We start from the raw sequence: 14,233 nt of genomic DNA on the forward strand, positions 1-14,233 counted from the left end.
CAACCCATTGACCAAAGCCTGATCAGAAAACCATACTCAGAGGTGGCTCACTTCTCGGTGGAAAAACCGGCTCAGTTCCGCGTGGAAACCAACACATAGTCCTCCCAGGAGACCGAAAATGAAGCTTATCTCACGCCGCGGCTTTCTCGCCGCAAGCGCTGCCACGCTATCCGCAGCAGCTCTACCGCGCTTCGCCAACGCCCAAAGCGCGATGGCCCTCAGCGCCGCAACGCGCGTGCTGGACGTCGACGGGCGCGCCGCCACAGTCTTCGGCCTTGAAGGGGCGAGCGGGCAAGGATTGGTTCTCGACCCCGGACAACGCTTTCGCGTCGACCTGGCCAATCGTCTCGATGTGCCGACCCTGATCCATTGGCACGGCCAGATCCCGCCCAACGAGCAGGACGGCGTTCCGAACGTGCCGCGCCCGATGCTGCAACCCGGTGAAACGCGCTCCTATGACTATGAGCCGCTTCCCGGCACCTACTGGATGCACGCGCATATCCCGCTTCAAGAAATGAATCTGCTCGCTGCGCCGCTGATCGTGCGCAGTGCCGAAGACGTGAAGGCCGACCGCCAGGAGGTCGTGATGTTCCTTCATGATTTCTCGTTCAAGACGCCCGAAGAGGTCATGCAGGAGATCACCGGCGTACATGGCGGCGGCCATGATATGAGCGCGATGGGAGGCCAATCCGATCCCGGCGCGTCGATGGACCATTCCGGCATGAAAATGGATATGCCCTCGATGCAGGGCATGGCCATGGACCTGAACGACTACGATTGGGACGCCTACCTCACCAACGACCGCACCTTGTCCGATCCGCAGATCGTCAGGGTCGAAAAGGGCGGACGGGTAAAGCTTCGGGTGATCAACGGCGCTTCGGCCACCGTCTTCTGGATTGATACCGGCGAGCTTTCGGCGCGGCTCGTAGCTGTCGACGGCCATGCCGTGCAACCGCTTGAAGGCAAACGGTTCGGCGTCGCCATGGGCCAGCGTCTCGATCTTGAGCTGGAGCTTGCCGGAGACGGAGCCTGGCCTGTGCTGGCGTTGCGCGAGGGCGCAAAGCAGCGCACCGGGCTGATCCTCGCAACGTCGGGCGCGACTATTCAGAAGATTCCCGCACTCGGCGACGCGGATGCGCCTGCGTTCGACATCGAGCTTTCGCAAGAGCAGACGCTGCGGGCGTCGGACAATCTGCCACCGCGTGCCGCGCAACGCACCCAGATGGTCATGCTAGGCGGCTCGATGCAGCCCTACCTCTGGACCATCGACGGCAAGGTCTGGGGAGAGCACAAGCCGATTGTCGCAACGACTGGCGAGCGCGTCGAGATCATGTTCCACAATATGTCGATGATGGGCCATCCGATGCACCTGCACGGCCACGTTTTTCAGGTCGTGGAGATCAACGGCAAGCGGTTCGAAGGCGCGCGGCGTGACACCGTCTATGTTCCTCCGATGGGCATGGTGACGGTGGCGCTCGATGCTGGTGAGGCGGCGCGCTGGATGCTGCATTGCCACCACATGCCGCACCTTCAAACCGGCATGATGACCGAGTTCAGTGTATCAGCGTAATAGGGCGCCTGCGCCGCGAGGGATCTTCTTGTAAACCGCCTCGGCATCGCGCGAGCCGTGAGACCGGAGTTCATCAAACTCGGCACGGGCTTCGTGCAATTCCTGCACCTGTCGGGTGTTGCGGCCAGACGCCCATGACAGAACTCAACCGCAGCAGGATCGGGCGTGACCGATGGCGAGCGGCGCGGAGACCCAACATATCGCAGCGACGCCCGCCATCGCGCGGCTCGCCGCGCGAAGACATCTGGACGCTCAACCCTACTGTTCGTCAGGTTTCCGCAGGGTTCGATTTCTGCGCATAGACGACGAGTCGCAGATGCTGCCCGCCATCGACGGTGAGCGAGGTGTGCTCGAACTCTACGGGCTGCCCGCCGACACGGATCATGCGCGTGCCGGTGCAAGGTGCATGAACTTCCTGACTGCGCCACCAGTCTTTGAACTCGGGCGAAACTGCTTCCAGTTCCGCGACCAGCCCTTTGGCATCGGCGTCTTCCCGTGCAACAGCAAAGTCACGGCGGAAGCTGGCGAGCATCGCCGGGGCCTGTTCTTCCCAATGGACGATGGCGTCGCGCAGCGCGGGATCGGTAAAGAGCAGCCGCAGCAGGTTTTGCCGGCCGGAATCGTGGCGGTTGAACCCGAACAGCGAATCGGCGGGACCGTTGAAGGCCAGCACGTCCCAGCGCAGGTTGATGATGTAGGCGGCGTGGGGCGCGAGGTCTTCCACCAACCGCGCGGCGAGCGAAGGCACGATGCAGAACGTCTTGCCGGGTTCTGCCGGCGGACGCTCGTGGGCGAGCAGGAACAGATGCCGTCTTTCGGCGGCATCGAGCTTGAGCACGCGGGCGAGATTGTCGAGGAAATCGGCGGAGACCCCGATCTCGCGGCCTTGCTCAAGCCATGTATACCAAGTCAGTCCCACGCCTGCGAGGGCGGCGACTTCCTCTCGCCGCAGCCCCGGCGTGCGACGACGCTTGGCAGCCGGGAGGCCGACATCTTCCGGCAACAGCCGCTCTCGGCGCGTGCGCAGGAAATCGGCAAGTTCGGATCGGGTTCGCTCAAGGGTGCGCATCGGTTAGCCCATTACAAAAAGCAACAGTATAAGAAGTTAAATTGTAAAAGGATAATGGGCGTGGAATCGCTGGCGCGTCAACACAAGAGGACGCCAGATGAGTTCCGAAGCCTGCACCGCCGAACCGCCTTCCACCATATCGCCCGAAGCCATCCGCCGCCCGCCCTGGCTCGGTCTGTCCATCCTGCTACTCGCGGGGTTCGTGACGATCTTCGATCTTTTCGTGGTCAATGTCGCAATCCCTTCCATGCAGGCCGAACTCGGGGCGAGCCTGTCGCAGATCGGGTTCATCGTGGCGGGTTACGAACTCGCCTTCGGTGTGCTGCTGGTTACGGGCGGACGGCTCGGCGATCTCTATGGGCGGCGGAGGCTGTTCATTCTCGGCATGGCGGGGTTCACCCTCGCATCGTTTCTTTGCGGTATTGCCCCCACCGTGGAAATCCTGATGGGCGCGCGCGTATTGCAGGGGCTGGCGGCGGCGTTGCTCTTCCCGCAGGTCTATGCCTCGATCCGGGTGAACTTCTCCGGCGACGACAGCCGCCGCGCCTTCGGTTTCCTCGGCATGACGCTGGGGCTTGCCGCTATCGCAGGACAAATCGTCGGCGGCTTTCTGGTCGAGGCCAACATCTTCGATCTTGGATGGCGCACGATCTTCCTCGTCAATGTGCCTGTCGGGGTCTTCGCAATTCTGATGGCGCGCTTCATCCCGGAGACGCGCTCGCCCGAGCGCCCGACGCTCGACTGGCCAGGCGTGGCGCTGGTCAGCCTCGGCCTTACCCTGTTGCTCGTGCCGCTGGTGGAATCCCCGACCCATGGCTGGCAGCTCTGGAGCTTCCTGTCGCTCGCCGGGGCCGCAATCCTGCTCGCCACCTTCTACCGCCATCAGGAGTGCCGCCGGAAAGCCGGCCATCAGCCCTTGGTGGACATGGTGCTTATGCGCCAACCCCGCTTCGCGCAAGGCGGACTGCTGGTGCTGCTGATCTATTCGACGGCCTCATCCTTCTTCCTTTGCTTCGCGCTTTTGGTGCAGACGGGGTTCGGCCTCAGCCCGTTCGCGGCCGGCAGCGTCTTCGTGCCGTGCTCGATCGCCTTCGTCATCCTGTCCTTGAGCGCGCCGCGCCTCGTCGCACGCTTCGGCACGCCGGCCATTGCCATGGGGGCGCTCGTCTATGCTGTCTCGTTCGGCGTGCTTATCGGACAGGTGTGGATCGCCGGACCCGATCTGGTGGTCACCCATCTCATCCCGGCGCTGATCGTGATCGGAGGGGCGCAGGCGATGATCATGACGCCGCTGCTCAACCTCGTGCTCGGCTTCGTGGAGGAGCGGCAGGCGGGCATGGCCTCTGGCGTCATCTCGACACTCCAGCAGGTTGGTGCAGCTCTTGGTGTGGCAGCGGTGGGAATCCTGTTCGGTGCGGCTCTCGGGACGGGATTGGACGGACAGGCCGCGCGCTACGCCTCCGCCTTCGTCTCCGGCATGAGTTATAACGTCGCTGCCGCCGTCATCGCCGCGATCCTGCTGGCAAGACTGGCAGTCTATGGACGCCGGACGAACTAAATGTGCTGACCTAATCGATGCGGCGGCCGGCGGCGTTCACCACCAATGAGCGACCTTCAGTTAAGAGTCTCGCCCCTCTTGTGTCGGCCATCCAATCAAGGCGCGGCATGGAGGGAGGATGCTATGCTGCATATCGAGTGGTGGCACCATCCGGCCTACGGGTACATGTCACAGCTTTCTGCCGCCGATTTCGCTTGGGAGCATCTGCGCCGCGACGACGAATATCGCCAAGACTGCCAGACGTTGGCGCTGGCCAGCAGACAAAGCGCGCACCAACTGGAATCGTTTGCGCAGCGCTGGGGCTTGCTGTTTCCCGAGTGACCCTGACTTGGCGGCTGATCTGCAAGCTCTGCTCTGGTCGCCGCGCGTGTATGCGAACGCCTTCATGCTGTTGCCCGTCGCGCATGTAATCGACGCGAACGGGCCGACCATCAAGCTTGCCCATCTCGACGGAATCGACCTGCGCCGCGCGGCCGATGGCTGGCACGGCATCTGGCGTGTCGATGGCATCGCGCATCAATTATGGCTGCCTCGCGCTGCTCCCGACGCTGCAACCTTCTACGGCACGTTCTTACCTTCGGATGCCTTTTACGAACTGCGATCTCATGCGGCCCGGCGATTCTGGCGCTCCGTCGAAGGCCGCCCGCCGGGGCCGGACTTTCGGGCCATGCTCGCCCAACTTCGCCAATGGCACATCCTGTCGCTACGCGCCTTGGACGCACGGCTGCACGGCGCGAGCTATCGCACCATCGCCGAAGCACTACTTGGATTCAGGGGCAACAAGGAGGACTGGGAAATCGCCCCGAGCAAGAACAAGGCTCGCCGCCTCGTTGCACACGGCATCAAGATGATGCGCGGTGGCTATCGGTTGCTGCTGCACTATCCCATCAAGGCAGATGGGCAGCGCTGAACGGGCAACCTGCGAAGCCATATGCAGCGCCTTTTTCCTGCCTGTGCTCAAACCGGGATTGTGATGGATTTATGCTGGAAGTGCGATCTGGCACCAGCTTGATATCGTGCGTGAGGTCGTCGAGGCCGGTGACAGTCGCGTCCAGGCGTCGCGGCGTCTCCACGGCATCGTCGTCATCGCTGCCCAACCAGGCTACGGCCGCATCCGTGTGCGGCAGAGCGCGACATGAAAGGATCAGGCCATCGGCTTTCTCTTCCTCGGTGAGCGCGAAGCGTGAGTGCTGGAGCAATTCCACCTCGCCCTCGATCAGGCGGGACTTGCAGGAGCCGCAGCGGCCGGAGCGGCAACCGTGAGGATAGGGAATGCCGGCGGCGAGCGCGGCGTCGAGGATGGTTTGGTCCTTTTGGACCTCAAGGCTGGTCCGCGCCTGCCGGATATCAACGAACTTGATCGTCATCTGCGTCTCCTCACAGGCCCCCGGCGAGACCGAGCGCCTTGACGAGGCCCGGCTTCTGGCTCAGGAAAGTCCCGTAGAAGACGTCCGATCCTATGATGGTGATCGGAGCGACGCGGACGCCGGTCCGGGCCTTTGCCTCCTCGGCGATCTTCGGGTCGGTGAGGTCGCGTTCCTCGTAGGCGAGGCCCTGTTGGTCGAGCCAGCGTTTGAGCGCGTGGCAGTCCGGACAGGTCGGTGTGGTGTAGATGAGAATCTGGGGTTTGCTGCTCTCTGTCATCGGTCTTGCCCTTCTCTGAATTCGACTCGGTTGCCCCGCCGCCAGGCCGCACAACGGTAGGCGGATTTGGCAAGGTTGTCCGCAGCGTGCGGCTTCCAGCGATTGTAAGGTCAAGACTGTTCTTGCGCGGAAAAGGAAAATTCGAGATGTGACGCAGGGGCAGAGAAGGACTGCGCCAACTGTCCCGCCGATCGACAGCGACCGTGTTTCGCATTGTGATTGCGCGCCCATCCGGTAAACTGGGTGAGACCAATCAACACGGACAGCTCTTGGCGATCAAATGCCGGCAGGTTCCGTCCCGAACTCAGGTAAAGCTTGCAGATGACTGCTATCAAGAAGACGAACGCCAAGAAGCCGGACGATCGTGCGGCCCCCACGCATATGGAGGTTGAAGCTCACCTCCTGCTCCCGTCGCTCTCGCAGAACGAGGTCACGATCCTCGCGGAAACGTTTCGCCTGCTCGGCGATCCCTCACGGTTGAAGATCCTGCTGAGCTGCGTACCGGCGCCCATTTCGGTGGGCGACATCGCCGAGCGGCTCGACCTGTCCGTGACCCTCGTCAGCCACCATCTGCGCCTGCTGCGTGGCGCGCGTCTCGTCAAGGGCGATCGCCAGGGCAAGCAAATCTTCTACGAGATCGCCGACCACCACGTCAGCCATGTTCTTCAGGATATGGCGACGCATATTTCGGAGGACCATGCGGACGACTGATCTGCCTGGAAAAGAGCATAATTTTCCTGAAAACACTTGAATAACTGTTCAATTGTGTTATTGACTCCTTCCGAAGCCGCGCAGGGCGTGTGAGGACGCGCGCCCGCTGCGGCGGCCGGAAAGGAGATCGGAATGACAACTGGACTTTCAACGCCGGGCGCTAATGAACGGCTCGGTTTTCGTGTCGACGGCATGGATTGCGCAAGCTGCGTCGGCAAGATTGAGACGGCCTTGGGCCGTCTGGGGGGTATCTCCGACGTTGCCGTCAACTTCGCGACTGAGACATTGTTGCTCTCGCGCGATGCCACAAGCAAAACGACGTCGAAGGATATCGCCAAGAAGATTCGCTCGCTCGGGTTCGACGTGTCCGAGCTGCCGCCTTCTGCGATTCCCGCCGCGCCTGTGCAGCGCTCCGACGCCCATGCTGGTCATGATCACAAAGGCTGCGCCGGCGATCACGATCACGCAAGCCACGACGATCACAACGGCTGCGGCGGCCACGATCACAAGCACGACCATGGTCATGACGGTCACGATCACGCCGCGCACGGCCATCACGGTGCTTGCGGTGGCGATCAAGACCACGCTCACCACGACCACGAGCACGAGCACGCTCATCACGATCATGATCACGGCCACGGTGGCTGCTCTGGACATGATCACGCGGGCCGCGCGCCAACTCCCCGCGCCGCACCGGCCTCTCCACCCAATGTCTCGATGCGTGTCGAGGGGATGGATTGCGCAAGCTGCGTCGGCAAGATCGAGGTCGCCTTGGCGCGGATGCCAGACGTCTCCGACGTGCGCGTGAACTTCACGACCGAAACGCTCGAACTGACGCTTGCTGCCGGCGCGATCACCAAGGTCGCCGACATCGAAAAGACGATCAAGAGCCTCGGCTTCGGGGTGTCCAACACAGGCGGGCTTTCGGCTTCGTCCGATGCGGCCATCGACGTCGCGCCAGCGATGCGCAATCAGCGCTGGTGGCAGACCCGCAAGGGCAAGCATGTCATTGGGCTCGGTCTGCTGATGGGCTCGGCCTACGCCATTGCCCAATTCTTCCCCCTTTATGCGGAATGGATCTTTGCCGCCGCCGTCGTCGCGGGCGTCATTCCCTTCGCTCGCAAGGCATTCGCGCTCGCGACCTCTGGATCTCCGTTCTCTATCGAGACGTTGATGGTTGTCGCCTCGATCGGCGCCCTCGTGATCGGCGAGGCTGAAGAAGCGGCTGCGGTCGTGTTCCTGTTCGCGGTCGGGGAATTGCTCGAAAGCGTTGCGGCCGGGAGGGCGCGCGCCGGTATAAAGGCCCTTGCATCGCTCGTGCCGAAAACGGCCGTCCTGCTCGATCCGAATGGCGGGCAGCGCAGCGTCCCGGCCACGTCCTTGCGTGTCAGCGATCTGGTTCTGGTGCGGCCGGGCGACCGCGTGCCGGCCGACGGGCAAATCATCCAGGGCGCTTCCAGCCTCGACGAGTCGCCTATCACCGGCGAATCCGTGCCACGCTCGAAGGCCAAGGGAGACAGCATTTTCGCCGGCTCCATCAATGTCGATGGCGTTCTTCAGGTCCGCGTTGAAAAGACGGCTTCCGACAACACGATCTCGCGCATCATCCAGCTCGTCGAGCAGGCGCAGTCCGCCAAGGCCCCGACCGCGCGCTTCATCGAGAATTTCAGCCGCTACTATACCCCGGCGGTGATGCTGATCGCCGCGCTGATCGTCGTCGTCCCGCCGCTCGCGATGGGCGGTGATTGGGACACATGGATCTACCGCGGCCTCGCGCTGCTGCTGATCGCATGCCCCTGCGCGCTTGTCCTCTCGACGCCTGCGGCGATTGCCTCGGGCCTCGCCGTCGGCACGCGCCGCGGCCTCCTGATCAAGGGCGGTAATGCGCTCGAAACCATCGGCAAGGTGAGCGCCATCGCCTTCGACAAGACGGGTACGCTCACTGAGGGCAAGCCGCGCGTCACCGAAGTCTTCGCCTTTGGCAAGAATGAGGAGAGCGATGTTATCGCGTTGGCGGCGGCAGTCGAAAAGGGTTCGAGCCATCCGCTTGCAAAGGCGATCATCGGCCGCGCCGAAACCGATGGCGTCGCCGTTCCCCTCGCACAGGACGCATCGGCGACGGCGGGTAAGGCCGTGCATGCGACTGTTGCCGGCCGTCGCCTCGCCGTCAGCTCCCCGACACATGCCGCCCAGGTGACGACGCTCGGGGGGCTGGAGCGCAGCGCCATCGAGAAGCTCGAAGATCGCGGCAATACCGTTGCCGTCCTTTTCGACGAGCAGGCGAAGGAAGTCCTCGGCCTCATCGCCCTGCGCGACGAACCGCGCCGTGACGCGCGCGAGGGTGTCGCCCAGCTCAAAGCGATGGGGGTCCGCTCCGTCATGCTGACCGGCGACAACCGGCGCACCGCCCAGGCCATTGCCAAGGGTCTCGGTATCGAGTGGAGCGCCGAGCTGCTGCCGCAGGACAAGCTCAATCTCGTGAATGAGATGAAGCGCCAGTCGAAGGTTGCCATGGTCGGCGACGGTATCAACGATGCTCCGGCTCTGGCCTCTGCTGATGTTGGTATCGCTATGGGCGGCGGAACTGATGTCGCCATCGAGACTGCTGATGCGGCCCTCATGAAAAGCCGCGTCACGGATGTCGCCCATCTGGTCGCGCTGTCTCGCGCGACCATGGCGAACATTCACCAGAATGTGGTCTTCGCTCTGGCGCTGAAGGCGTTGTTCCTTGTCACCAGCGTCCTCGGCATCACCGGCCTCTGGATCGCGGTCCTTGCCGATACGGGCGCAACTGCGATCGTTACGCTGAATGCGTTGCGGCTCTTGCGTTTCAAGGGGGCGAAGTCTGCCGATGACGGTCGCGATGAAGGTATGCGTTCTCGCCCCCTCGTCCCGGCCGAAAGCCGCTAGTCCCACGCACTCAAGGAGCCGTCAGCCGGTTAGGACTGGCGGCTTCCCATGACTGGAGCCCGTCGCGGTAACGCTGATCCATCGCGCTCATTCGGGGACGGACTCCACTTCCTCCAAGACGTCGGCGAAGCAAGGCATGCGGTTGGCCGCTGCATGGCTAGGCGGCAGCGTCAAGGGTCCGTTCGGAAAAACTTTTCCAAGGCCCTTGACCTTTCCATCGTTGGAAACCGCACCTTCGCAAAAAAAATGAACGTCGCCGCATCCGGCTGGCCGGGAGCGCGCGTCTTTTGAAGGTGAACGAGAATGAGTAATAAAGCCGCCACCCTATTCCTGGCCGGCGCCGTCATCGCCGGTGGCACGCTTGCCACCGTCTATCGCGACGAGATCGGACCCTACGCCAAAAGCGTTCTGGCGCTTGCTTCCTCGACCGCTGCCTCGGAGGCTGTCGCGCAGCCGGCACAGATGCCTGTTCCGCAGGTGCCGGTTGCCGAGGTCATCACGCGCAAGGTCGCGCCGTCCGTTGAGTTTACCGGTCATCTGGAAGCGGCCAAAGCTATCGAGCTGCGTCCGCGCGTCGGCGGCGCGATCGTCACCGTCAGCGTTCCCGAAGGCGGTCTCGTGCGGCCCGGCGAGCTTCTCTTCCAGATCGATCCGCGACCGTTCGAAGTGGCCCTGAACGCGGCCAAGGCACAGTTGCAGCAGGCAAACGTTCTGCACGATCAGGCCGAGATCGACTTCGGGCGCACCGAAGCGCTGACTTCGAAAGGCAACGCGCCACGCAAGGCTTTCGATGACGCGCAGGCCATGCGGCGTCAACGCCAGGCGCAAGTCGACATCGCCAAGGTTGCCGTCTCGGCCGCCGAACTCGATCTCTCCTTCACCCGCGTCACCGCACCGATTGCAGGGCGCGTCGACCGGGTTCTCATCACAGAAGGCAATCTCGTCACCGGCGGCAATGCAGGCGCTGCGACGCTCCTCACCACGATTGTCGCGACCGACCCGCTCTACGTCTATTTCGACATCGACGAAGCCACCTATCTCGGCTTTGTAGCCAATGCCCGCGCACCCGAGACGGGAACGGTTGCCGGCAAGCTCCCGGTGCATCTGGGCTTGATGACCGATACGGGCTTCCCGCATACCGGCGAACTCGACTTCCTCGGCAACCGCGTGGACCGGAGCACCGGGACGATCCGCGCAAGAGCCATCGTCAAGAACCCGGACGGCAGGCTGACGCCCGGCCTGTTCGCGCGGGTCAAGCTCGTCACGGCCGAACCAGCCCAGACCGTGCTCATCGACGATCAGGCGATCGGTATCGACCAGGGGCGGCGCTACGTTCTCGCTCTCGGGGCCGACAACAAGGCGGAATACCGCCCGGTCGAAATCGGACCCATGATCGATGGCCTGCGCGTCGTCGCGGCGGGTCTCAAGCCAGCCGACAAGATCATTGTGAAAGGACTCGTCCGCCCAGGCATGCAGGTGGTGCCGCAGATGATCTCCATGCTGCCGGGGGATGCTGAGAACGGTGACCAAGCTGCCGCGGGATCGCAGGAGGCGCGTCAATGAATATTCCGCGCTTTTTCGTCGACCGCCCCATCTTCGCGGTCGTTCTATCCGTCCTGATGCTGATCGCCGGTGGTCTGACGCTTCTGAAGCTCCCCCTCAGCGAGTATCCGCAAGTGACGCCACCCACAGTGCAGGTTACCGCAAGCTATCCCGGTGCGAATCCCGAAGTGATCGCCGAAACCGTCGCCGCCCCTCTGGAGCAGGCTATCAACGGCGTCGAAAACATGCTCTACATGAGTTCGCAGGCGGCGACCGACGGACGCATGACCCTGACCATTGCGTTCAAGCAGGGCACCGACCCCGACATGGCGCAGATTCAGGTGCAGAATCGCGTTTCGCGCGCCTTGCCCAGGCTTCCGCAGGAAGTGCAGCGCATCGGGGTCGTGACGCAGAAGACGTCCCCGGACATCCTGATGGTCGTCCATCTCGTCTCGCCCGACAATCGCTACGATCCCCTCTACCTGTCGAACTTCGCGATCCTTCAGGTTCGCGACCAGTTGGCCCGGTTACCGGGCGTGGGTGACGTCATCCTCGGCGGAGCCGGCGAATATTCGATGCGCGTGTGGCTCGATCCGGCCAAGGTGGCCGCGAGGGGGCTGACCGCCAGCGACGTCGTTGGGGCGATTCAGGAACAGAACGTTCAGGTGGCCGCCGGCTCGGTCGGCCAGCAGCCCGAAGCCTCGGCGGCGTTTCAGGTGACGGTCAACACGCTCGGAAGGCTGTCCAGCGAGCAGCAGTTCGGCGAGATCGTCGTAAAGACAGGCACCGACGGTCAGGTCACCCGCTTGCGCGACGTTGCCCGCATCGAGCTTGGCGCAGACTCCTATGCCCTTCGTAGCCTCCTCAACGGCAAGCCGGCGCTCGCGATGCAGATCATCCAAAGCCCCGGCGCGAATGCGCTCGACGTATCGAGCGCCGTCCGCACCACCATGGCCGAACTTCAGAAGGGCTTTCCGGAAGGCATCGAATATCGGATCGCCTACGATCCCACGGTGTTCGTCAAGGCGTCTCTCGAAGCTGTGGTCATGACGCTGCTCGAAGCCGTCGTGCTGGTCGTTATCGTCGTGGTTCTGTTCCTCCAGACGTGGCGGGCGTCGATTATTCCCCTTGTCGCCGTTCCCGTCTCCCTGGTCGGCACATTTGCGCTGATGTATATGTTCGGTTTCTCGCTGAACACGTTGTCCCTCTTCGGCCTCGTTCTCTCGATCGGCATCGTGGTCGACGACGCGATCGTCGTGGTCGAGAACGTCGAGCGCCACATCGCGCTTGGGGAAACGCCGAAAGAGGCGGCGCGCAAGGCCATGGACGAGGTGACGGGGCCGATCGTTGCCATCACCTCCGTCCTGTCGGCCGTGTTCATTCCATCGGCGTTCCTCTCGGGCTTGCAGGGCGAATTCTACCGCCAATTCGCGCTGACGATTGCGATCTCGACTATCCTGTCGGCGATCAACTCACTCACGCTCTCTCCGGCGCTTGCTGGCGTGCTCCTGAAGCCCCACCACGGCGACGTGAAGCGCGATCTCCTGACCCGCGTGATCGACTTCCTGTTCGGCTGGTTCTTCCGGCTGTTCAATCGCTTTTTCGACGGCGCCTCGAACGCCTATGCCTGGTCGGTGCGCCGTGCCGCGAGGCTCAGTGGCCTCGTCCTGCTCGTCTATGCCGGCCTGCTCGGCATGACGTGGGTCGGCTTCCAGACGGTGCCGGGCGGCTTCGTGCCAGCCCAGGACAAATACTACCTCGTCGGCATCGCCCAGCTCCCGACCGGCGCTTCGCTCGACCGGACCGAGGCTGTGGTTAAGAAAATGTCGGAGATCGCGCTTGCCGAGCCGGGCGTGGAGAGTGTCGTCGCGTTTCCGGGGCTCTCGGTCAACGGCATGGTCAACATCCCCAACGCGGCTGTCATGTTTACGATGCTCAAGCCGTTCGACGAACGAAAGGACCCGTCGCTTTCGGCCTTCGCCATCGCCGGCAAGCTCATGGGCAAGTTCAGCCAGATCCCCGATGGCTTTGCCGGCATGTTCCCGCCGCCGCCCGTTCCGGGGCTCGGTTCGACCGGCGGCTTCAAGATCCAGATCGAAGATCGAGCGGGTCTCGGCTTCGAAGCGCTCGCTCAGGCGCAGGGCGCGATCATGGGCAGAGCGATGCAGATGCCCGAGCTGGCCGGAATGCTGGCGAGCTTCCAGGTGAACGCGCCGCAGGTGCAGGTCGATATCGACAGGGTGAAAGCGAAGTCGCAAGGCGTGCCGCTCAACACCATCTTCGAGACGTTGCAGGTCAACTTGGGATCGCTCTACGCGAACGACTTCAATCGCTTTGGCCGCACCTACCGCGTGATGGTGCAAGCGGACGCGCCGTTCCGCATGCAGCCCGAGGACATCGGCCGCCTGAAGGTCCGCAACGCAGCTGGCAACATGATTCCGCTTTCGGCTCTGCTGACCATCAAGCACAGCTCAGGCCCCGATCGTGTCATGCACTACAACGGCTTCCCGTCTGCGGACATCAGCGGCAGTCCCGCGCACGGATACTCGTTCGGGCAGGCCACCGCCGCCATGGAGCGCATCGCATCGGAAACCTTGCCCGTGGGAATGGCCTTCGAATGGACCGATCTCGCCTATCAGGAGAAGCAGGCCGGCAACACCGCCATGTATGTCTTCCCGCTGTCCGTCCTGCTCGCGTTCCTGATCCTCGCGGCGCAGTACAACAGTTGGTCCCTTCCCTTCGCGGTCCTGCTGATCGCGCCAATGGCATTGCTCTCGGCAATCGCCGGGGTGTGGTTCACCGGCGGCGACAACAACATCTTCACGCAAATCGGCTTTGTTGTTCTGGTCGGTCTTGCCGCGAAGAACGCAATCCTGATCGTCGAGTTCGCCCGAGCGAAGGAAGGTGAAGGCGTCGATCCCTTGACCGCCGTCCTCGAAGCGGCTCGCCTGCGCCTGCGACCGATCCTGATGACATCGCTCGCTTTCATCGCCGGCGTGATTCCGCTCGTCATCGCCACCGGGGCGGGCGCCGAAATGCGGCACGCCATGGGCATCGCCGTCTTCGCCGGCATGCTCGGCGTGACGCTGTTCGGCCTGCTCCTGACGCCGATCTTCTATGTGGTCGTGCGCCGGCTCGCGATCAGGCGGAGCGCGTCGCCCCAGCAGGCGACTGAAGCCCACGCCTAAGGAGGTCGGCACACGATTCCGCGCCGGGGCTGCCCGTGGCC

At 63.2% G+C, this 14,233-nt stretch carries 10 protein-coding genes and 1 pseudogene; 8 read left to right on the top strand and 3 right to left on the bottom strand.

All coding sequences use genetic code 11. The features are described from left to right. Positions 1 to 118: 118 nt before the first annotated feature. On the top strand, positions 119 to 1,570 hold the full coding sequence (locus FHS81_RS17285; RefSeq protein WP_080918549.1) for a multicopper oxidase family protein: 1,452 nt from the start codon (positions 119 to 121) through the stop codon (positions 1,568 to 1,570). A gap of 268 nt (positions 1,571 to 1,838) precedes the next feature. On the opposite strand, the gene FHS81_RS17290 is transcribed toward FHS81_RS17285, so the two are convergent. Beyond that, the gene (locus FHS81_RS17290) at positions 1,839 to 2,639 is read right to left on the bottom strand and encodes a helix-turn-helix transcriptional regulator (RefSeq protein ID WP_080918548.1); all 801 of its coding nucleotides are present in this window, start codon (positions 2,637 to 2,639) and stop codon (positions 1,839 to 1,841) included. Positions 2,640 to 2,736: 97 nt separating this feature from the next. Between FHS81_RS17290 and FHS81_RS17295 the strand changes: the two genes are divergently transcribed. The 3 genes from FHS81_RS17295 (at position 2,737) to FHS81_RS17305 (ending at position 5,107) form a co-directional block, all read left to right on the top strand. Further along, the gene (locus tag FHS81_RS17295) at positions 2,737 to 4,197 is read left to right on the top strand and encodes an MFS transporter (protein WP_080918547.1); all 1,461 of its coding nucleotides are present in this window, start codon (positions 2,737 to 2,739) and stop codon (positions 4,195 to 4,197) included. Positions 4,198 to 4,320: 123 nt separating this feature from the next. Further along, positions 4,321 to 4,518 carry a transcriptional regulator domain-containing protein gene (locus tag FHS81_RS17300; RefSeq protein WP_080918546.1) on the top strand — a complete coding sequence of 66 codons (198 nt, stop codon included), beginning with the start codon at positions 4,321 to 4,323 and terminating at the stop codon, positions 4,516 to 4,518. Positions 4,519 to 4,525: 7 nt separating this feature from the next. Then, complete coding sequence (locus tag FHS81_RS17305) at positions 4,526 to 5,107, top strand: DUF2285 domain-containing protein (RefSeq protein WP_425349744.1); 582 nt, start codon at positions 4,526 to 4,528, stop codon at positions 5,105 to 5,107. 207 nt (positions 5,108 to 5,314) lie between these two features. On the opposite strand, the pseudogene FHS81_RS17310 reads toward FHS81_RS17305, so the two are convergent. Next, positions 5,315 to 5,564 (bottom strand): annotated as a pseudogene (locus FHS81_RS17310) (2Fe-2S iron-sulfur cluster-binding protein); the annotation flags it as partial. A gap of 10 nt (positions 5,565 to 5,574) precedes the next feature. Beyond that, positions 5,575 to 5,841 (bottom strand): glutaredoxin family protein, encoded by a 267-nt coding sequence (locus FHS81_RS17315; RefSeq protein ID WP_080918545.1) that lies wholly within the window; start codon positions 5,839 to 5,841, stop codon positions 5,575 to 5,577. Positions 5,842 to 6,162: 321 nt separating this feature from the next. Between FHS81_RS17315 and FHS81_RS17320 the strand changes: the two genes are divergently transcribed. The 4 genes from FHS81_RS17320 to FHS81_RS17335 all read left to right on the top strand — a co-directional run bounded on the left by FHS81_RS17320 (position 6,163) and on the right by FHS81_RS17335 (position 14,192). Beyond that, positions 6,163 to 6,552 (top strand): ArsR/SmtB family transcription factor, encoded by a 390-nt coding sequence (locus FHS81_RS17320; protein WP_425349743.1) that lies wholly within the window; start codon positions 6,163 to 6,165, stop codon positions 6,550 to 6,552. Between the two features lie 132 nt (positions 6,553 to 6,684). Beyond that, the gene (locus tag FHS81_RS17325; RefSeq protein WP_080918544.1) at positions 6,685 to 9,462 is read left to right on the top strand and encodes a heavy metal translocating P-type ATPase; all 2,778 of its coding nucleotides are present in this window, start codon (positions 6,685 to 6,687) and stop codon (positions 9,460 to 9,462) included. Positions 9,463 to 9,765: 303 nt separating this feature from the next. Further along, positions 9,766 to 11,025 (top strand): efflux RND transporter periplasmic adaptor subunit, encoded by a 1,260-nt coding sequence (locus tag FHS81_RS17330; RefSeq protein ID WP_080918543.1) that lies wholly within the window; start codon positions 9,766 to 9,768, stop codon positions 11,023 to 11,025. Next, positions 11,022 to 14,192 (top strand): efflux RND transporter permease subunit, encoded by a 3,171-nt coding sequence (locus tag FHS81_RS17335; RefSeq protein ID WP_080918542.1) that lies wholly within the window; start codon positions 11,022 to 11,024, stop codon positions 14,190 to 14,192. The genes FHS81_RS17330 and FHS81_RS17335 overlap by 4 nt, the downstream gene beginning before the upstream one ends. Positions 14,193 to 14,233 lie beyond the last annotated feature (41 nt).

The sequence above is a fragment of the Pseudochelatococcus contaminans genome (assembly GCF_014195635.1).
In the GTDB taxonomy this organism is placed as follows: domain Bacteria; phylum Pseudomonadota; class Alphaproteobacteria; order Rhizobiales; family Beijerinckiaceae; genus Pseudochelatococcus; species Pseudochelatococcus contaminans.

Excerpts from the sequence above, each read along its gene's own strand:
- FHS81_RS17320 (WP_425349743.1), top strand. The coding sequence starts at position 6,163 with ATGACTGCTATCAAGAAGACGAACGCCAAGAAGCCGGACGATCGTGCG.
- FHS81_RS17295 (WP_080918547.1), top strand. The coding sequence starts at position 2,737 with ATGAGTTCCGAAGCCTGCACCGCCGAACCGCCTTCCACCATATCGCCC.
- FHS81_RS17285 (WP_080918549.1), top strand. The coding sequence starts at position 119 with ATGAAGCTTATCTCACGCCGCGGCTTTCTCGCCGCAAGCGCTGCCACG.
- FHS81_RS17315 (WP_080918545.1), bottom strand. The coding sequence starts at position 5,841 with ATGACAGAGAGCAGCAAACCCCAGATTCTCATCTACACCACACCGACC.
- FHS81_RS17290 (WP_080918548.1), bottom strand. The coding sequence starts at position 2,639 with ATGCGCACCCTTGAGCGAACCCGATCCGAACTTGCCGATTTCCTGCGC.
- FHS81_RS17300 (WP_080918546.1), top strand. The coding sequence starts at position 4,321 with ATGCTGCATATCGAGTGGTGGCACCATCCGGCCTACGGGTACATGTCA.
- FHS81_RS17335 (WP_080918542.1), top strand. The coding sequence starts at position 11,022 with ATGAATATTCCGCGCTTTTTCGTCGACCGCCCCATCTTCGCGGTCGTT.
- FHS81_RS17325 (WP_080918544.1), top strand. The coding sequence starts at position 6,685 with ATGACAACTGGACTTTCAACGCCGGGCGCTAATGAACGGCTCGGTTTT.
- FHS81_RS17330 (WP_080918543.1), top strand. The coding sequence starts at position 9,766 with ATGAGTAATAAAGCCGCCACCCTATTCCTGGCCGGCGCCGTCATCGCC.